Annotated in this window: 24 protein-coding genes and 1 tRNA gene; 16 read left to right on the top strand and 9 right to left on the bottom strand. The window is 44.2% G+C overall.

All coding sequences use genetic code 11. From position 1 onward, the window contains the following. Nucleotides 1-157: 157 nt before the first annotated feature. Complete coding sequence (locus KK083_RS26465; protein WP_254169109.1) at nt 158-658, bottom strand: YdeI/OmpD-associated family protein; 501 nt, start codon at nt 656-658, stop codon at nt 158-160. Between the two features lie 99 nt (nt 659-757). On the opposite strand from KK083_RS26465, the gene KK083_RS26460 reads away from it, so the two are divergent. The 3 genes from KK083_RS26460 (at nt 758) to KK083_RS26450 (ending at nt 2,080) form a co-directional block, all read left to right on the top strand. Continuing rightward, nucleotides 758-1,099 (top strand): ArsR/SmtB family transcription factor, encoded by a 342-nt coding sequence (locus KK083_RS26460; protein WP_254169108.1) that lies wholly within the window; start codon nt 758-760, stop codon nt 1,097-1,099. Beyond that, complete coding sequence (locus KK083_RS26455) at nt 1,086-1,556, top strand: SRPBCC domain-containing protein (protein ID WP_254169107.1); 471 nt, start codon at nt 1,086-1,088, stop codon at nt 1,554-1,556. The genes KK083_RS26460 and KK083_RS26455 overlap by 14 nt, the downstream gene beginning before the upstream one ends. Before the next feature lie 71 nt (nt 1,557-1,627). Next, nucleotides 1,628-2,080: an SRPBCC family protein gene (locus KK083_RS26450; protein WP_254169106.1), complete on the top strand. Its 453-nt coding sequence runs from the start codon at nt 1,628-1,630 to the stop codon at nt 2,078-2,080. A 99-nt stretch (nt 2,081-2,179) separates the two neighbouring features. Here the strand turns inward: KK083_RS26450 and KK083_RS26445 are convergent, their stop codons facing one another. Then, on the bottom strand, nt 2,180-2,521 hold the full coding sequence (locus KK083_RS26445; RefSeq protein WP_254169105.1) for a TfoX/Sxy family protein: 342 nt from the start codon (nt 2,519-2,521) through the stop codon (nt 2,180-2,182). A gap of 71 nt (nt 2,522-2,592) precedes the next feature. Further along, nucleotides 2,593-2,964, bottom strand: coding sequence for a VOC family protein (locus KK083_RS26440; protein ID WP_254169103.1), 372 nt, complete (start codon nt 2,962-2,964; stop codon nt 2,593-2,595). Nucleotides 2,965-3,127: 163 nt separating this feature from the next. Here KK083_RS26440 and KK083_RS26435 point away from each other — a divergent pair, with 163 nt between their 5' ends. The 9 genes from KK083_RS26435 to KK083_RS26395 all read left to right on the top strand — a co-directional run bounded on the left by KK083_RS26435 (nt 3,128) and on the right by KK083_RS26395 (nt 9,621). Then, nucleotides 3,128-4,555 (top strand): hypothetical protein, encoded by a 1,428-nt coding sequence (locus tag KK083_RS26435; RefSeq protein ID WP_254169101.1) that lies wholly within the window; start codon nt 3,128-3,130, stop codon nt 4,553-4,555. Nucleotides 4,556-4,677: 122 nt separating this feature from the next. Beyond that, nucleotides 4,678-5,271: a sigma-70 family RNA polymerase sigma factor gene (locus tag KK083_RS26430; protein ID WP_254169099.1), complete on the top strand. Its 594-nt coding sequence runs from the start codon at nt 4,678-4,680 to the stop codon at nt 5,269-5,271. 59 nt (nt 5,272-5,330) lie between these two features. Next, a complete protein-coding gene (locus KK083_RS26425) occupies nt 5,331-5,549 on the top strand; it encodes a hypothetical protein (RefSeq protein ID WP_254169097.1) in 219 nt (72 codons plus the stop codon). 66 nt (nt 5,550-5,615) lie between these two features. Then, entirely contained in the window at nt 5,616-6,056 is a 441-nt protein-coding gene (locus KK083_RS26420; RefSeq protein ID WP_254169095.1) for a YHS domain-containing (seleno)protein, read from the top strand. 81 nt (nt 6,057-6,137) lie between these two features. After that, nucleotides 6,138-6,593, top strand: a complete 456-nt coding sequence (locus KK083_RS26415; protein ID WP_254169093.1) for a YHS domain-containing (seleno)protein — start codon at nt 6,138-6,140, stop codon at nt 6,591-6,593. Between the two features lie 20 nt (nt 6,594-6,613). After that, entirely contained in the window at nt 6,614-7,006 is a 393-nt protein-coding gene (locus KK083_RS26410; protein ID WP_317195250.1) for a DoxX family protein, read from the top strand. 16 nt (nt 7,007-7,022) lie between these two features. After that, nucleotides 7,023-7,508, top strand: coding sequence for a DinB family protein (locus tag KK083_RS26405; protein ID WP_254169089.1), 486 nt, complete (start codon nt 7,023-7,025; stop codon nt 7,506-7,508). Between the two features lie 212 nt (nt 7,509-7,720). Beyond that, on the top strand, nt 7,721-8,596 hold the full coding sequence (locus KK083_RS26400; RefSeq protein ID WP_254169087.1) for an SDR family NAD(P)-dependent oxidoreductase: 876 nt from the start codon (nt 7,721-7,723) through the stop codon (nt 8,594-8,596). A 95-nt stretch (nt 8,597-8,691) separates the two neighbouring features. After that, nucleotides 8,692-9,621 (top strand): helix-turn-helix domain-containing protein, encoded by a 930-nt coding sequence (locus KK083_RS26395; RefSeq protein ID WP_254169085.1) that lies wholly within the window; start codon nt 8,692-8,694, stop codon nt 9,619-9,621. A gap of 255 nt (nt 9,622-9,876) precedes the next feature. Here KK083_RS26395 and KK083_RS26390 read toward each other — a convergent pair whose 3' ends face one another. Next, complete coding sequence (locus KK083_RS26390; protein WP_254169083.1) at nt 9,877-10,137, bottom strand: SemiSWEET family sugar transporter; 261 nt, start codon at nt 10,135-10,137, stop codon at nt 9,877-9,879. A 255-nt stretch (nt 10,138-10,392) separates the two neighbouring features. Between KK083_RS26390 and KK083_RS26385 the strand changes: the two genes are divergently transcribed. From KK083_RS26385 to KK083_RS26375, 3 genes are all read left to right on the top strand, one after another. Next, on the top strand, nt 10,393-10,857 hold the full coding sequence (locus KK083_RS26385) for a methylglyoxal synthase (protein WP_254169081.1): 465 nt from the start codon (nt 10,393-10,395) through the stop codon (nt 10,855-10,857). A gap of 259 nt (nt 10,858-11,116) precedes the next feature. Continuing rightward, nucleotides 11,117-11,437, top strand: coding sequence for a hypothetical protein (locus KK083_RS26380; protein WP_254169079.1), 321 nt, complete (start codon nt 11,117-11,119; stop codon nt 11,435-11,437). A 224-nt stretch (nt 11,438-11,661) separates the two neighbouring features. Next, nucleotides 11,662-12,081, top strand: coding sequence for a response regulator (locus KK083_RS26375; protein WP_254169077.1), 420 nt, complete (start codon nt 11,662-11,664; stop codon nt 12,079-12,081). 367 nt (nt 12,082-12,448) lie between these two features. On the opposite strand, the gene KK083_RS26370 is transcribed toward KK083_RS26375, so the two are convergent. From KK083_RS26370 to hflX, 5 genes are all read right to left on the bottom strand, one after another. Further along, nucleotides 12,449-12,910, bottom strand: a complete 462-nt coding sequence (locus tag KK083_RS26370; RefSeq protein ID WP_254169075.1) for a hypothetical protein — start codon at nt 12,908-12,910, stop codon at nt 12,449-12,451. A 15-nt stretch (nt 12,911-12,925) separates the two neighbouring features. Then, nucleotides 12,926-13,630, bottom strand: a complete 705-nt coding sequence (locus KK083_RS26365) for a hypothetical protein (RefSeq protein ID WP_254169073.1) — start codon at nt 13,628-13,630, stop codon at nt 12,926-12,928. A gap of 215 nt (nt 13,631-13,845) precedes the next feature. Then, on the bottom strand, nt 13,846-14,451 hold the full coding sequence (locus tag KK083_RS26360; RefSeq protein WP_254169071.1) for a hypothetical protein: 606 nt from the start codon (nt 14,449-14,451) through the stop codon (nt 13,846-13,848). Between the two features lie 273 nt (nt 14,452-14,724). Continuing rightward, nucleotides 14,725-14,796: transfer RNA gene (locus KK083_RS26355), tRNA-Arg, on the bottom strand. A gap of 57 nt (nt 14,797-14,853) precedes the next feature. Beyond that, nucleotides 14,854-16,068 (bottom strand): GTPase HflX, encoded by a 1,215-nt coding sequence (gene hflX, locus KK083_RS26350; protein WP_254169069.1) that lies wholly within the window; start codon nt 16,066-16,068, stop codon nt 14,854-14,856. A gap of 187 nt (nt 16,069-16,255) precedes the next feature. On the opposite strand from hflX, the gene KK083_RS26345 reads away from it, so the two are divergent. Further along, a partial coding sequence (locus tag KK083_RS26345) for a glycosyltransferase (protein WP_317195249.1) occupies nt 16,256-16,632 on the top strand: 377 nt, incomplete at its 3' end.

Below are 16,632 nucleotides of genomic sequence, written 5' to 3'. Positions count from 1 at the left end.
TGCACAGTTTGAACTAAACGTTCAAACCAGAAAACCCATCAAAATCGCGTAATGATACGTCCGGAAAAGCCATCGCAGCAGCGGTGGCTTTTTTATTTGCGCAGCAAGCTGCCAGGCTTAGTGAGATGTTGCTCGCTAAACTCCCCTCCAGGGCTGTTTAAGGTTTTAGCTTCTCGTTAAACTTCTTTCTGTCCACCAACCGGTTTATTGTGGTGGCCAGCCTGTCAACTTTTGCCTTTTCGCTTTTGGCAGCATAAACCCATTTGATATATGATGACATTTCGTCTTCTGAAAGCGAAGTAAAAAACTTTAACGCGGCTGGTTCATCCCTTAAGCACAACATCATTTCTTCCGGCACTTCCAGTGGCTCGTTGTCCGGGTAAAGAACTACATGGACTACATCTCCTTCCTTCTTACCGATTTTTTTACGGATGTCTGCACGAACAGGCAGAAACAGCTTACCATCTCCCATTGGCATTAAGCGATACTTTTTGATCTCAAAGCCATCGATGATGACGCGAACCTTTACCCATCCAAATGGACTGTGTTTGTCTTGCAATACCTCCGGGATACGGGCAAAGGTCCAGCCTCCTTTACCCGGAAACTTCTCAAGCTTGTATTTTTTATCCACCAGCGGCTTTATAGGTCGTGCGCTCATAAAACGCAATCTCTTTAAAATCTGTGAAAATTCCTGTATTAAATATTGCGTAAACAAGTGTTTACATTTAAATTTGTGTAAACATATGTTTACCTATTTATGGAAACGAGACGCGACGTTTTTCAGGCTATTGCCGATCCTACCAGGAGAGAGATCATCGATTTGCTGGCACAGCAGTCTATGAACCTGAACGCTATTGCAGAGCATTTCGATATTACCAGGCCCGCGGTATCCAACCACATCAGAATTCTGAATGAATGTGGGATCATTCACATTGAGCAAGTGGGCCGGGAGCGCTTCTGTAAAATTCAGCCAGATCGTCTTAAACAGGTCTCGGATTGGATAGGCAAGTATGAGGATCTCTGGGTAGAGAAAATAGAGTCTTTCGAAAAGTATTTGTATCAGTTAAAATCTAAACGAAAAAAACATGGCAGAAAATGATCTCGCAAAACGGACACTTTCATTAAAGAAAACCTTTGATGCACCGATTGAATTGGTTTGGGAAGCATGGACACAACCTGAGCACATAGCGCACTGGTGGGCACCGAAAGGAATGTCGCTAACCGTGGTAGAACACAATTTCAAAGTGGGCGGTAAATGGAAGTATGTGATGCCGATGCCCAACGGCGGAGAATTTATTTCCGAAGGGCAGTACTCGGAAATAGTGAAATTTCAAAAGATCGTCACCTCCGCAAACTTCCGCCCGATGACAGAAGGAGTTGAGATCCACGCACTGTTTGAGAAAAATGGAAACAGGACCAACTTTGTTTTTAGTGTAATTCATCCCACCGAAGAATATAAGATACAACAAGAAAAAATGGGATTCTACAACGGCTGGGGATCTACTTTTGACAGATTCGCGACTTTCCTGGCAACTATAAATAACAAAGGCAAATGAGCAGCTGAACTGGCGGAGGGAGCTACGATGATGGTACGTGATTTGAGATCGTAAATCTAAAATCAACATTCATGAGATCCGTAGACGTTTCCACTGAAATTATCATCAACCGTCCGGTTGAAGCAGTGGCAGCATTCGCTTCGGACCCGGACAATGCTACAAAGTGGTATGTGAATATAAAATCAGTTGCGTGGAAAACACCCAAACCGTTAGTAGTGGGCACACAAGTGGAGTTTATGGCTGCATTTCTCGGAAAAAAGCTGGTGTATACGTACGAGGTCACGGAATTCAGTCCTAATAAAAACTTTGTCATGCGCACAGCCAACGGTCCCTTTCCGATGGAGACTACCTATCATTGGCAAAAGATCTCTGACAGCCAAACGCGCATGGTGCTCCGTAACCGGGGAACACCTTCAGGCTTTGCAAAATGGATTACACCTATCATGGAGCTTGCCATGAAAACCGCAAACCGGAAAGACCTTAAACGCCTGAAGGATCTGCTGGAAAAAGATCGCACAAATTGAGGCGACTACGAAATAATCCCAGGTCCCCAAGAAAGGGAAATAAGCTTTTACCAGTAACAACAGGACCTTTCAGAATTGAAGGGTCCTATTTGCATTCACTTATTTTTTCTTGCTTGATTTTGCCTTCGGGTTGAAGTCAAGACACAACTGGATCCAGTATTCAAGGTCTTTGTCCATGTCAATACCGGCCGGATCAACAAAGACATATCCCTTCATCGGGCGACCGGTGAAGTCCATTTCGCGACAGCCTTTTTTCTTTAATGCCTTCTCATAAATATCCGGATCGATACGGGCCATGAGCTTGTCTTTTTCAACGCCCATGCACATCTTATCCGCCACCATAAAACAAAGGCCTCCCATCATCTTCTTTTCTTCAAAGCGGACGCGTTTTTCTTTGAGGACTTTCTTTACACGCGCGGCAAGATGCTCATCGTACGCCATAGAGATCAAAGTAAATAAGAAGTTCATTGCTCAGAAAAAAAGCGGGAGAAATTTCTTCCCCCGCCAAGATCTTAACTCATCGAATGCAGCGCCACCCGGTTGCCTTCGGTGTCGGTAAAATGAGCCATAAATCCGTTCTCACCGATGGAAGTTTTCGGCATCAGAATTTTTCCGCCGGCTTTCTCTACCTTCGCCAGGGCGATGCTTAGATCCTTTCCTCCATTCAGATAGACTACACTTCCTTTGCCGGAAGGCTCATATCCTTCGCCTTGCACTATTGCTCCTCCCACCTCATTCTGCGCAAAGCCGGGAAGGAAACCGTAGTTAAGACCTCTCGGAGAATCCATTTTGTGTATGTCTCCTCCCAATACCTGGCTGTAAAATGTGCAGGCTCGCTCGAAATTTTTTGCTGGTATTTCAAACCAGGTGATCACGTTAGCCATAATCGTAATTTTTAAGGTGAATGATTTCTTGTGCCTGAACAAAAGTATCAGCACGAACCGTGGTATCCTATCTTAAAATTTTTAAAAACGTAGACTTCTAAAATTCAGAATGATTAGCTTAGACATAAATTTTGATGTTTTTACAATAAATACGTAAAATTCAATGGTCAAAAAAGGCAACCTGTTTTTGCTCATTAAATCACTTTCAAAGAGCGAAAAACGGTATCTGAGGATCTATGCAGGCATCAGCGGCAGGGATGCCAATTATCTCCAGCTGTTTGACGCGATCGAGGCGCAAGAAGAATATGATGAAGCGGAGATCCGGAAAAAATTCAAAGAAAAAAAATTCCTATCGCAGCTTCACGTTACCAAGATCTACCTGACAGAGCTTATCCTCAAGGCGCTGAAAAATTATCATTCAGATGCTTCTGTTCATTCCAAACTCCTCGACCTGTTAAAAGACATTGAGCTGCTCTTCGACAAAGAGCTCTATGATCTCTGCTATTATAAAATACAAAAAGCAGAAGCGCTCGCAAGTAAATACGAAAAGCTATCGCTGCTGACCGAGGTCTTCTTCTGGAAAAGAAAACTGGCCCTTGCTGTTACGGGTGGCCGAAAAGACATTCAGGCTTTGCTGGTAAAAGAGAAGGAAGCGATTGAACAAATGAAAGTGCTTAATACTTACTGGCAACATACCATTTCTATCGGCAACCTTGTTAATGACGATAATTTCATAAACGAGCTTGCCCAAACAAAAAGCAATGTTTATGCACTTCAGTCGCAGGTACTACACTACCATATATTGTATGCGCGCCATTTTATTAAGGGAGACATTAAAAAAGCAGAAAAGCACATTTCCGCACTCATCAAGCTCCTGGAAAAGGAGCCCGACCGCATCAGGGAAGATCCTCACTCTTTTGTGACGGCCATCGGCAATAAGATAGGATTGCTTCTTTCAGGTAAAAAATGGGATGAGATCGGGGCGTTAATTTATAAGATCCGTGAAGTGCCATCGAAGTACAAGCTGAAAAATGAAAGCAGGTTTACCGTGCGTCTCTGGCTGAGAACATTCAATGTGGAGCTTGAAATGTATCGCGATTCGAGGCAACTGGAAAAGGGAATTGCGTTGATGGATGAAATTCAGCAATTCATTGAAAAACGACGCAAGGCGATACCCGCTGACTATATCCTGTTATTCTACTATCAATTTGCGAATATATTCTTCCTGAAAAAGGATTACACAAAGTCGCTGCGCTGGTTAAATGAAATAATAAACTCCAACTTTGGCAGTATAAGAGAGGATATTCAATCCTACGCCCGCATTCTTAATCTTATCGTACATTTTGAGCTTAACAACATTATTGTGCTCAGGTATGCCGTAGATAGTTGCCGCAGGTTTCTCAAGAAAAAAAACGCAGCGATCGGTGCCGGTGAAAAGTTGCTGAATTTGTTTGCAAAGCTTAGCCACGCTTATCCGGATGAATATCGGGCAATTTTCAAAAAAGCATTTGCTGATATTTGCCCACCGGATTCCAGGCAAACACAGGATTATATCGATATAAAAGGCTGGCTGGAAGAAAAAATAAAATGACACAGAGAAAGTATCCTGTTTGGCCTCTCGTATCAGGCTCGCCGGATTGTTTTGTATGCTATCTCGAAAATGATTTATATTTCTGATCGTTAGGAGAAACAATCCCCGAGTCCCTTACCTGCATGGAAGCATTTTCTCTACAACCCGAAAAATGGGTCATCTTATATGGCGACTACCTTTATTCACTGGCGATGATGAAGACAGGCAGCCGTGAAACATCGCAAGACCTGGTACAGGAAACATTTCTTTCGGCCGTCAAAGCGAAGGACACCTTCAATGGACTTTCTTCGGAAAAGACCTGGCTGACAGCCATACTTCGAAACAAGGTAATTGATTTTTATAGGAAGAAAGATGTATTAAAAAACGCCAGCGATTACCTGGCTGATACAGAGGCGTCGTTTCACGCGGCTTTCTTCGACTCAGCGGTTGATAGTTACGGACATTGGCGGCAGGATACTGCTCCCCGGGCATGGGCCGAAAGCGCCGATGCGGCTATGAAGAGAAAAGAGTTTTATAAGATCTTGCAGTATTGCATCGATAAAATGCCACCCAGGCTGATACCGGCTTTTGTGGCAAAATATATAGACGAAGAAGATACTGAGAAAATTTGTAAGGAATTGGATCTCTCATCGTCTAACTATTGGGTAATGGTGCACCGGGCCAAGGTGCTGATGCGCAGTTGCCTGGAAAAGAACTGGTTTTTGGAAGAGCGATAATGGGTATCTATCTGTTTAGGAAGGTTGTCTTCAACTGCAAAAAAGCTACGCTGCTTGGCTTGAAGAAAAATGACGGCACAGCCTCGTTGTGGGAGGAGCTGCAGCTCTTCTATCATAACCTCTATTGCAATTCCTGCAGACGCTTTATAAAGCAATCGAAAGAAATAGACATCCTCCTGGCAAATATCACCGGGCAGGAGCATGAAAATCCGACCCATACCCTGCCTGACCAGGTAAAAAATAACCTGCAGGCGCAAATCGATCAGCACAGAAAATAATTTTCAAAAATTTTGTAAGGACTCCATTACTGCCCGTCTAAGAGGGAAACAATCGTAATCCATCTTATGAAGAAGACAATCGGTATTGCAGTGCTGTTCCTGATCTCCTCCCTGGCGAAGGCACAAACTTCCCCCTACTACTGTGAGCAAGGGACAGCCATCAGTGGCTATGATGCGGTAGCCTATTTTATGCAGAACAGTGCGGTGAAAGGCAGTGAAGCCTTCTCCTATCAATGGAACAATGCGCAATGGCTTTTCAGCTCGCAGTCGCACCTGGACCTCTTTAAAAAAGATCCGGAAAAATACGCACCACAATACGGAGGCTGGTGCGCCTATGGTGCAAGTGAAAATCATAAATCGCCTACAGATCCAAAAGCCTTTACGATCTCGGGTGATAAGTTGTACCTCAACTACAATACGAAGGTGATGCAACTGTGGCGCCGTGACACCGCCAAACACATCAACCTTGCCAACCAATACTGGCCAGCACTGAAAAATTCACAATGATACCAGACGGGTAGATCTTAACATTACGCCTGTCTCTTTGTCCACCGAAATCAAATTATTTCTATCAAAATCCAGTCGAAAATGAAAACCAAGCTGTGTATCGCCTTACTATTATTTTCCACCAGTGCCTGGGCGCAACCTTCGCTTCCCGGCAAACACTTCAACCTTGACGAAGGGCTTGCCATACAGGGTTATGATCCTGTGGCGTATTTCACGAAAAGCGAAGCTGTGAAAGGCAAGAAGGAGTTTGCCGCCAGTACTAATAATGTGGTTTATTATTTTTCCTCTGCTGCCAACAAAGCGTTGTTCGAAAAAGAGCCTCAAAAATACGAACCGCAGTATGGTGGCTGGTGCGCCTATGCCATGGGAGCAACCGGCGAGAAGGTAGAAATCGATCCTGAAACCTTTAAGATCGTCAATGGCAAGCTGTATCTGTTTTATAACAGTCTTTTCAACAACACACTGCCTAAATGGAACAAAGACGAGCTTGCTCTGAAGGCAAAAGCCGAAAAAAACTGGGCTACTATTTTTAAGTAATACAATGATCTTTTATGCGTATGAATTCAATCATTTCAATTGCACTCAGGCTTATCGCAGCGATACTCATGCTGCAAACCTTATATTTCAAATTCACCGCACAGCCTGAGTCAGTGTTTATCTTCAGCCAGGTGGGAGCGGAACCATGGGGCAGAATAGGAACGGGTGTAGCAGAGCTGATCTCGTCGGTATTATTGCTGCTGCCGGCTACGGTAGCCCTGGGCGCATTGATGGCAACCTGCATGATGGCAGGCGCGATAGCAACGCACGCCTTCGTGCTCGGCATAGAAGTACAGGGTGACGGCGGTTTGTTATTCGCTTATGCTACAGTCATATTCCTTGCGTCGATACTACTCCTGATCATGCACAGGCACCAGCTATCGGTTTTAAAAGCCAAACTTTTCCCCAAATAGTACGCCTATATTTCTTATGATACATTCATTAACAGAACAATTGTGCTGTCTGCGAGACCTGCTTTACCGGTTGAATGACGAACAGTACACCTGTAGGTCGTCCATGTTGAACCACGCCACCATCGGGCAACACGTAAGGCACGTGATAGAGCTGGGGCAATGTTTGATACTCGCCTACCAAACAGGTGTGTTGAACTATGATAAACGTAAGAGGGATGAGCGAATGGAAAACAGCAGAAGCTTTGCGCTGCAGCAGCTGAATGATCTCTTTCAATCCATTAATAAACCAGAAAAAAAATTACAGCTACAGGTAGCCACAAGCCAGGGCACGCATACACTGGAAACCTGGTTTCACAGGGAAGTTTTTTACAACACCGAACATGCCATCCATCACATGGCTTTGATACGGGTAGCCTTGAAAGAAATGCAGCTTGATATAGTGAACGACAACTTCGGCGTAGCCTATGCAACAGTGCAACACAGGCAAACAGCATCCGCGTAAAAGTTTAAACGTGAGGCAAAAGTGTCATTCCTATTTTCGGAGAAGCTCATCATCATAATCTTACGGGTGTGATGACGGAATTGCCTGACTATGCCCATTGTTCCTCCGAAATGATAAGCCCATAAAACTCATTTTGGATACAACAACCCTCAATTAGACTACAGGAGGATTTTCATCACGCATGACCTTTGATCTCAATAAATATCAAGATCATGACGACAGACCAGAATGAAAAATCAACGAATCAAACAGCCTCAACTACAGCGAAGGCAAATAAGGTATGGTTTATTACCGGAAGTTCACGAGGCTTCGGGCGCATTTGGGCAAATGCGGCACTTGAGCGTGGCGACAAAGTTGCAGCTACAGCGCGAAGCCTGTCAAGCATCGCTGACCTCAGTGAAAAGTATGGCTCACAGGTTCTAACCCTGGAGTTGGACGTGACCCAACCTGAGCAGGCAGTGAAAGCCGTGCAGCAAGCGCATGCGCACTTCGGCAGGATCGATGTGATCGTGAACAATGCGGGCTATTCATTGGTGGGAACGATTGAAGAAGCCAGTGCTGACGATGTCCGGGCATTGTATGACACCAATATATTTGGTACCCTTTCCGTGATCAAGGCCGCGTTGCCACTGCTGAGAACGCAGGGTGGCGGACACATACTCGGAGTGTCGAGCAGTCTCGGTCATGTAACCATGCCTGTCATCGGTTACTACTGCTCCTCCAAGTGGGCTTTTGAGGCTATCCATGAAAGTCTGGCTGCAGAAGTTAAGCCGTTCGGGATCAACGTGACCATTGTCGAACCAGGCGCCTACGCCACCGAGTTTGGAAGCCAGGGTTCCCTGAAATTTGCACAAGGCCTCGATATCTACAGTGATTTTAAAGCACAGGTTATGCAAGGCGTAAGCACGCTCGAGAGAGGCGATCCGAAAGCAACACCGGCTGCTATATTCAAGATAGTGGATTCCGCCCAGCCACCGCTTCGTTTCTTCCTTGGAAACCAAAGCTTACTATGGGTGCGTGCAGCTTATGCCGAACGATTAGCTACCTGGGAGTTGTGGCAGGAAGCCTCTAACGCCGCACAGGGGTAGGCCGGATCTGGAACCGGCAACAGTTAAAATTGGTTTACACTGGATAATTGATTTCGGAACCTGCGAAATCAATTATCTTATCCCAACCGCCGAATATGAAACAAACTGCGAATACTCCCCTAACATTCGCCTCATTATCAGAAGCGCATCGGTCGCTTGGCCTGCCTGCGCCGAAGCATCCGCTGATCAGTTTAATAAATAACACCAAAACGCCAACCCAGATCATGCGTCCTTCTGGCTCGCACGTTCTGAACTTTTATAAGATCTCATACAAACCGAAACGGACCGGCAAATTGAAATATGGCCAGGGTTACTATGATTTTGATGAAGGCGGTTTGTTGTTCGCTGCCCCGAACCAGGTCATCGGCAATCATAACGAGGGAGGAGAAGTAACTGGAACATGTTCCTTGTACACGGTGCTCATCCACCCGGATTTTCTGTTGGGTCATTCTTTAGCCAAAAGAATCAAACAATATGGATTCTTCTCCTATTCGGCTAATGAGGCCTTATATCTTTCTGAAGAGGAGAAGGAGATCATCATTTCAATTTTTGAGATGATTGAATCGGAGCTGAACAGCAGGATCGATGATTTCAGCCAGGACGTTGTTGTTTCACAGCTTGAGCTATTGCTGAACTACGCAAACCGTTTTTATAAACGCCAGTTCATTACGCGAAAGGCAGCCAGCAACGATCTGCTTCAAAAGCTCGAAGATCTCCTCAATCAACATTTCGACAGTGAAAAATCGGCAAGTCATGGGATACCCACCGTTCAATACCTTGCAGATCAACTGAACATCTCCCCCAGCTATCTCAGTGATTTGCTGCGCGTTCTTACAGGCAAAAATGCACAACAGCACATCCACGATAAGCTTATTGAAAAGGCAAAAGAGATGTTATCAACCACTAGCTTATCGGTAAGCGAAATAGCGTATGAACTGGGATTCGAGCATTCACAATCATTCAGCAAACTGTTCAAAATTAAAACCAGACTATCGCCGCTGGAATTCAGGCAATCTTTTAACTAATTGATACACGTTGAAACAACCGGCTTTGTATAGAGAATAGTTATGTTGGCATTTACTCTTATAAGAGAGATGTCATAACATTTTTTTGCTCCCGTTCGGCAATAAAGCGTTTGACCGCACTATCGAGTGCAGGCATTAGCAATCCCCGCTTTGATGAGGGAGGAAAATTTCTGGCGTTGATCCCTTGCTGAGATATTTATCGTCATGAACACCAGCCAGTCCGTTCCTTGTTAGCCTGCCCGTTAGTTTGTTGCCTCATTGGTTTCTATATCTAAACTTAAAAAACAAAAGGGTACTTGCCAGTATCAATGTCAATACGTTTGCTACCATTACGGGAATATCTTTTTCAATGGTACCATAGATAGTCCAGAGCAACGCGCCTGACCATAATAAGAGAAACGTTTTTAGAGAGAGGTCTTTAGCCGAACTGCTTTTATATATTTTGATGACCTGAGGTAACAAAGAGAAAGTCGTAAGCGCACCTGCCGCTAGGCCAAGAATTTCAGTAGCATCCATGTTAATTGTGATTGATTGTAAGTCCGGTCGGTAAAATCTTACCGAATGACTAATTGAATTCTCAAAGTCATCTCAAATCATGCCTTACAGTAAGGCCCCTTTTTCGGGGAAGCAGTTTCTCGTGATGAGGAACAAAATTCTACTGTTCTTTCAATTGATAACATTCATAAATCGGTATGCAATTAGCAACTACGATATCACAGGCTTGAGAGAAGAGCGGCTGCCCGCCAGATATCTAACGCAAACATCACCATTATGGAAAAGAAAATAGCACTGATAGCCCATGACAATAAGAAGGAAGAGCTTCTCGAATGGGTAACAAGTAACAAGAAAAAGATGGCTCAATTCGAATTATACGCCACAGGCACAACTGGCGAAAGTGTAGAAGAGAGACTTAAGCAGAAGGTCGTGAAACTGCAAAGTGGTCCGCTTGGTGGCGATCAACAAATTGGCGCCCTGATAGCGGAAGGGAAAATAGATATTTTGATTTTCTTCTGGGATCCGCTGGAGCCAATGCCTCACGACCCGGATGTGAAGGCATTGCTCCGCATTGCAGCAGTTTGGAATATCCCGATGGCCTGCAACCGTACAACAGCGGATTTTATTCTTACGTCTTCATTGTTATTCGAGAAGCAAGATCGCGTCAGTCCCAAATTCGAAGAATATCAAAATAAACAGATTGATCCTTCTACGCCAGAGAAAAATACGCGTCCCGAGTGAGCCATATATTGACATGCGCCAGTCAAAGTCACGATAGCTGCCAAGCCGTGTAATTAAAGTATAATTAAACATGAACTGATATGCATTTCTTTAAGATCCCCTTAACTGATCCGGTACTTGTCTTTTCTGTAGTTCTTCTGGTCATCTTAATAAGTCCTATTCTCTTTTCGAAAATAAAAATACCCGGCATCGTAGGACTTATCCTATCGGGTGTATTGCTTGGTCCAATGCAGAGAGGGAAAAAGGATTCCAGAAGTGGATGGATTCCATAGTTCAATTTGCCGGGTTTGCAGGCGCTGATCTAGAAATCTTCACATCTTCTAAAACACTGGCGTCACTAAATCAATTATATGCAGATAAACCGCGACAAATTAGTTACTCGCAATTGGAAAACCGTACGGACTTGTTTTCACTCAAAGAAAAAATTCAAAAAGATGATCTGCTGCTAGTGGTTCAAGCACGGAGGCACACAGTCTCTTACGCTTCCACCATGGATAAAATTCCAGGATTGCTGTCGCGTTCGTTTTCCCCAACAAGCATCATCATTCTATATCCATCGCTGTCAGGAAATTTTCAATAAGCACTATCAACATGGACTGTTGCTGAATAGTGTTGCATTTGACCGCGCCAAGATTTGCCGTCTCCCGGTAAGAATTGTCGGATCTTTTTTGTAAATTTGACATGCCTCAACGAATCTTATTCTACCTAGTGGCAACACCATAGTCCATTTGAGTTGCCAATTCGTCCCGTGATATTCCATTCTGGCCAATAGCTTTAGATTAAGCTGAAACTAAATGCATTAGCATGGTCAGAATCATTTTTATGATCGATGACGATCAGGACGATCGAGAAATTTTTCAAGAAGCAATTTTAAAGTGTTATCCACATGTGGAACTTAATTTTGCAACGGACGGAGACGAGGCACTCCGAATACTAAAAACAAATACTCGAAACCCGGATGTGATCTTTCTCGATTATAATATGCCGCGAATGACAGGGGTTGATTGTCTGCGCGCATTAAAAGGCCGGGAAAAAACAAGATCGATACCTGTTGTGATGTACACAACATCAGGTGATGCAGAGGACAAAAATGTTACCCTCATGCTGGGAGCGGACCATTTCATGACGAAGCCTAATAGTTTTGATGACCTGTGCGTGGAGCTGAAGAGAGTGTTGAATTTGATAGAAAACAAATACAGACGCCCGGGTGAGCTAAAGGAATGAGTGCCCAATGTCTCAACGCTTGAGTGATTATTAAACTCAGCGAAATGAAATACGGCCCCGGCAGACATTTTCCATTGACACGGTTGGCGTCATCTCTGACAGTCCCCCCTTTAGACACAATTCCAACGTTGTTCAAGCAATGCATTTCACCTTCGAGGGTGTAATGCTGAGCTGTGGCGGTTGAGAGGGCAATCGCTAAGGTGACCGGGATCAGGGTAATGGGCCTTTTTATAGAAGGTTCGTTACAAGAATGCGCGGGAAATTAACGAAGCTTCGACAAGAGAGGGTCATGTGTTTATTCGCTTGTTCTTAGTACCAAAGGGTCTGTCAGTCAATGGCGTGAACTCGTATCCACAGCGAAAATGAATTATGCATACCGTGTATTTGCTGCAATTTTTTCAATTTGCTCTTTCTGTTTCCCTTTTAGCGATTTGAAAAAACTTTCATAACGTGTGAAGTCACCCGACAAAAAGTCTTGCATAAATCTATCTATTGCGTAAAGAATAAATCGAAATCGTTGCATTGAACTCCGTGACAGAACGCCACCGGGCGAGGCAAAACTCGCGACAAGCTCTCTTCTTTTCTCAATATTGGGAATTTCCAATTCGACGATCTCCGTTTGCAATTCTCGTTGCCACCGGGAATTTTTAAGATCATAATAGTCCGCATGAAGGTAGCTTTTCTCCTCGTAAAGATGGATTAAAATCTTCCCATTAGTGAAGTATGCTCCATCCGAGTTGCCAACGCTCGCCAGATGGTTTTTTTCGGCGAATGAAATAGCATCGTCCGTATTGATTAAACTGCCACTATCAGGATTTATCCAACTCATAAAGTAAAATTGCTTTTACGCAGAGAATTTAAACTGGAAATTTACATTCTCGAGATATGTAAATGAGATGCCTTTTAGCCCCTCACTTTCCATCTTTTGTTTCAACATTTCAGACACCACGTAGTTAAACTGTGAAAAAAAGAAAATATCTGCATAGTCTTTCAGTACCAAGTTCATAGACAAGTCTTTTTGCTGATTTTTAGCATCACTTATTAGGTTTTTTAAACTTGCATTGCTGTCGATGAGAACATCTATTCTTTTGTCGTCAAAATAAAAAGCAGATTCATGAGAGTGGAAATTCATCCATTCGTCCTGAGCCAAATGAAAAATGTAATAATCAATCTTCTCTCCCTTGTACATTAGTTTAGATTTATAAAACCGAGAAGGGTCGGCAATCTTGCAACTAAGAAGCACCTGCCTGAACTTTTCCGATATTAGAAAACCTCGTATAAGAGGGTAGTTCTGTCCCGCGAAGGCGTATGCATCCAGTAAAATCCAGTCGTCTTCCCGTTGACTGCTTAAGTTATAGAGATAAAAATAATCAAACACAGGTGTCTCGTCAACATAATCTGTCATGTGGATTTTACCGTTAATGCCTAGAAAACCTCGCGCATTGAATATCTTCCCACCATTAGCCTGAGGGTAAACGCGCGGGCTCTCTGACTTACGATCAATTTCCGAGTCATCCCATAGTTTTAACTTAAGACTGTAAAAATTCATCGCTAATGTATTATGATCGTGTTCACAATAAAATCGCCATCAACCACATCCGTATTGAGTTGTTTTTAAGATTGGCGTTACAAGAAGGTTGGCCTGAAACGTTCACACCAAGCAGCCACTGCGCATGGGTGCCTGTTGTGAGGGGCCGTGAATAGTAAAAAAAGTATGAGCCTTTTTCATATACTGAAGTCTACATTCGATATGACGCAATCGAATCAAAGCAATTCATTCTGTGACCAATCTTGATTGTACCTTTCATGACGACTGTGAATTTTACTATTTCCAAGTCGCCAAAAATCCTCGCCCCATTTTTTGAAGAGATCTTCAGTGTTGACCTTTTTCGTAATATGATCATCTTCCGAATAATAAACGACAACGTCCCTGAAAAAATCAAACACATCATTGGCTAGCTTAACATACTTATGACCATAGTTATAGAAAATGGCATCACGATCTTTTCCCTCCGCGCGCAGCAAAATTCCCCCATCCGGTGGACCGCCACCGATTTGTGTTAAGCCTTTTGAAGCCCAAAATTCATTCTCCCGATAGGTCGTGAGGCTAAAGTCCAGTGGAAACAATTCATCAAAAAAGATCTCATCTCCAACTGGATTCTTCTCAGGCATGTATAGAATTCTCGATATTAGCCTCCCTCCATCCAGCATGTCGCCTTTGTCGGTTAACTGGAGATAGAAAAGTTGCGAAAAGAGTTTATATTTTAAAGGAACATTAATTCTATGCGCTGATTCGAGCGCTTCAATATTCAATGCATCAGATAATGGCCTCGTTTTAAGCAACTCAAAACCGCGTCTTAAAATTGTCATAATATTAATTTTGGGTCTGGAAAGAAGTTTTGGATGTCCGGGCTTCCTGGCTAGAAATTGTAAAGGTTTTAAATAAAGCTCACTCCTGAGAAGACGCGCCTGGAAGTTTGCGTTGAATGGATTGACTTCTTGTCATTTTCATAGTTGTAATGGTCTATTAAAGATTGAAGAATGAAAAAGACAGGAAGGCAGGAAAACTGTACGCAAATACGTCCGTAAAAAAAGAAAAAACCTTTGCAATCAATTGGATTACAAAGGGTTAAAATTTGCAAGTAGTCCCGACAGGAATCGAACCTGTATCAAAAGTTTAGGAAACTTCTATTCTATCCATTGAACTACGGGACCATGCGTCTTTTCCCAAAATGGGTTAGGATGCAGGGCTGCAAAGTTAAAAAAATACTTTTATGATTCAATTGAAGAGTTCTCTTCCCACTCAGGAGAAGGCAACGAATATCCGTTCTGAAGGTAGTGCGGGTAGATCATCAGGTGTTTTGTTCTCACCTCGTCAAAAAGCATGTTCTTCAGCTGGTCTATATTCTCGCGCGCGGTAGCCGAAACAAAAACGATCTTTTCAAATCCATGCTGCCGGTAATATCCCTTCATTTCATCAAGGTTGGCGTCGGGATGCTGCTGTTTATACAGGTCTATCTTGTTGAGTACAAGGATGGTAGGGATGTGGTTGGCGCCTATATCGGCCAAGGTCTTGTTCACCACTTCTATCTGGTTGTCGTGAAAAGGATGGCCTACATCCACCACGTGCAGCAGCACATCGGCTTCGCGCACCTCGTCAAGGGTCGACTTGAACGACTCGATAAGGTGGTGGGGCAGCTTGCGGATAAAACCAACCGTATCGGAAAGCAGGAAGGGAATATCGTTCAGCGAAACCTTGCGCACCGTAGCATCCACGGTAGCAAAAAGTTTATTTTCGGCCAGCACCTCTGACTTCGAGAGCAGGTTCATGAGGGTGGATTTACCTACGTTGGTGTATCCCACCAACGCCACCCGCACAACGTTACTCCTTGATTTTCGCTGCGTTTCACGCTGTTTTTCTATTTTTTCGAGCTTTTCCTTCAGGATAGAGATCTGGTGGCGGATGTTGCGGCGGTCAGTCTCGATTTCGCGTTCACCGGCTCCACCCCGTGTGCCTGTTCCACCGCGCTGCCGTTCAAGGTGAGTCCACATGCGGGTAAGGCGGGGTAAAAGATACTGATTGCGGGCCAGCTCCACCTGGGTCCGCGCCTGTGCTGTTTGCGCCCGCCATAAAAAGATATCGAGTATCAGCAAGCTCCGGTCATAAACCTTCACCACAGCGTTTTCCTGTTCTTTGGGGTTGAACTCGCGTTCCAGGTTGCGCAGCTGCGATGGGGTCAGGTCTTCATCGAAGATCACATGGGTGATCTTGTTAGCCACTACAAACTGCTTGACCTCCTCCAGCTTGCCTTTACCAACAAACGACCGGGAATCAGGGTGCGGCAGGTTCTGAACGAACTGGCCAGCCGTGACAATACCTGCGGTTTCAGCCAGAAACGCCAGCTCATCCAGGTGTTCCTGGGTTTCTGTGGCTCCCCGCGGGCTGCCCAATGCTACGAGAACTGCTTTGTGTTGATTATCCTGCATTCAGTGCGTCTAAGATACGAATTCTTTAAAAGTGGCTTAGGTAACGTACAAAATTGGGATAAGGTTTCCAATATTAGAATCGTTTGGATACTTTTATGCCTGCTATTGTCGGCTTATACCATAAAAATGACCATTTATTGGAAATGGTTGTCTTTTTGAACAACTGACAATCTAAGGAGGAGACCTTATGAAAATTGCAGTTGTTTTGAACACGTCCTGGAATATCTATAATTTCCGGATGAACCTGTTGAGTGAGTTGCAGGCGCAGGGCCATGAGATCCATACCATTGCGCCCCTGGACAATTATACCCGGTACCTGACCGAAGCGGGATTCATTCATCATCCCATCAAGATGGATAGCCGCGGCGCCAACCCCATCAAAGACTCCGGGCTGATCCTGGAGCTGTTCTCCGTCTACCGGAAAGTAAGGCCCGATGTTATCCTCCACTACACCATCAAGCCCAATGTATACGGTACCCTTGCCGCTGCCATGCTGCGCATCCCGGTGATCAACAACGTATGCGGACTTGGAACAGCCTTCCTGAAGAAGAACCTGGTTTCGGC

This window comes from Chryseosolibacter histidinae (genome assembly GCF_018598225.1).
In the GTDB taxonomy this organism is placed as follows: domain Bacteria; phylum Bacteroidota; class Bacteroidia; order Cytophagales; family Cyclobacteriaceae; genus Chryseosolibacter; species Chryseosolibacter histidini.
This window is presented reverse-complemented; position numbering and strand designations above follow the sequence as displayed.

Bases quoted from the DNA above. Each gene is read 5' to 3' on its own strand.
- KK083_RS26465 (WP_254169109.1), bottom strand. From the start codon at position 658: ATGAGCGCACGACCTATAAAGCCGCTGGTGGATAAAAAATACAAGCTT.
- KK083_RS26460 (WP_254169108.1), top strand. From the start codon at position 758: ATGGAAACGAGACGCGACGTTTTTCAGGCTATTGCCGATCCTACCAGG.
- KK083_RS26455 (WP_254169107.1), top strand. From the start codon at position 1,086: ATGGCAGAAAATGATCTCGCAAAACGGACACTTTCATTAAAGAAAACC.
- KK083_RS26450 (WP_254169106.1), top strand. From the start codon at position 1,628: ATGAGATCCGTAGACGTTTCCACTGAAATTATCATCAACCGTCCGGTT.
- KK083_RS26445 (WP_254169105.1), bottom strand. From the start codon at position 2,521: ATGGCGTACGATGAGCATCTTGCCGCGCGTGTAAAGAAAGTCCTCAAA.
- KK083_RS26440 (WP_254169103.1), bottom strand. From the start codon at position 2,964: ATGGCTAACGTGATCACCTGGTTTGAAATACCAGCAAAAAATTTCGAG.
- KK083_RS26435 (WP_254169101.1), top strand. From the start codon at position 3,128: ATGGTCAAAAAAGGCAACCTGTTTTTGCTCATTAAATCACTTTCAAAG.
- KK083_RS26430 (WP_254169099.1), top strand. From the start codon at position 4,678: ATGGAAGCATTTTCTCTACAACCCGAAAAATGGGTCATCTTATATGGC.
- KK083_RS26420 (WP_254169095.1), top strand. From the start codon at position 5,616: ATGAAGAAGACAATCGGTATTGCAGTGCTGTTCCTGATCTCCTCCCTG.
- KK083_RS26415 (WP_254169093.1), top strand. From the start codon at position 6,138: ATGAAAACCAAGCTGTGTATCGCCTTACTATTATTTTCCACCAGTGCC.
- KK083_RS26410 (WP_317195250.1), top strand. From the start codon at position 6,614: ATGAATTCAATCATTTCAATTGCACTCAGGCTTATCGCAGCGATACTC.
- KK083_RS26405 (WP_254169089.1), top strand. From the start codon at position 7,023: ATGATACATTCATTAACAGAACAATTGTGCTGTCTGCGAGACCTGCTT.
- KK083_RS26400 (WP_254169087.1), top strand. From the start codon at position 7,721: ATGACGACAGACCAGAATGAAAAATCAACGAATCAAACAGCCTCAACT.
- KK083_RS26395 (WP_254169085.1), top strand. From the start codon at position 8,692: ATGAAACAAACTGCGAATACTCCCCTAACATTCGCCTCATTATCAGAA.
- KK083_RS26390 (WP_254169083.1), bottom strand. From the start codon at position 10,137: ATGGATGCTACTGAAATTCTTGGCCTAGCGGCAGGTGCGCTTACGACT.
- KK083_RS26385 (WP_254169081.1), top strand. From the start codon at position 10,393: ATGGAAAAGAAAATAGCACTGATAGCCCATGACAATAAGAAGGAAGAG.
- KK083_RS26380 (WP_254169079.1), top strand. From the start codon at position 11,117: ATGGATTCCATAGTTCAATTTGCCGGGTTTGCAGGCGCTGATCTAGAA.
- KK083_RS26375 (WP_254169077.1), top strand. From the start codon at position 11,662: ATGGTCAGAATCATTTTTATGATCGATGACGATCAGGACGATCGAGAA.
- KK083_RS26370 (WP_254169075.1), bottom strand. From the start codon at position 12,910: ATGAGTTGGATAAATCCTGATAGTGGCAGTTTAATCAATACGGACGAT.
- KK083_RS26365 (WP_254169073.1), bottom strand. From the start codon at position 13,630: ATGAATTTTTACAGTCTTAAGTTAAAACTATGGGATGACTCGGAAATT.
- KK083_RS26360 (WP_254169071.1), bottom strand. From the start codon at position 14,451: ATGACAATTTTAAGACGCGGTTTTGAGTTGCTTAAAACGAGGCCATTA.
- hflX (WP_254169069.1), bottom strand. From the start codon at position 16,068: ATGCAGGATAATCAACACAAAGCAGTTCTCGTAGCATTGGGCAGCCCG.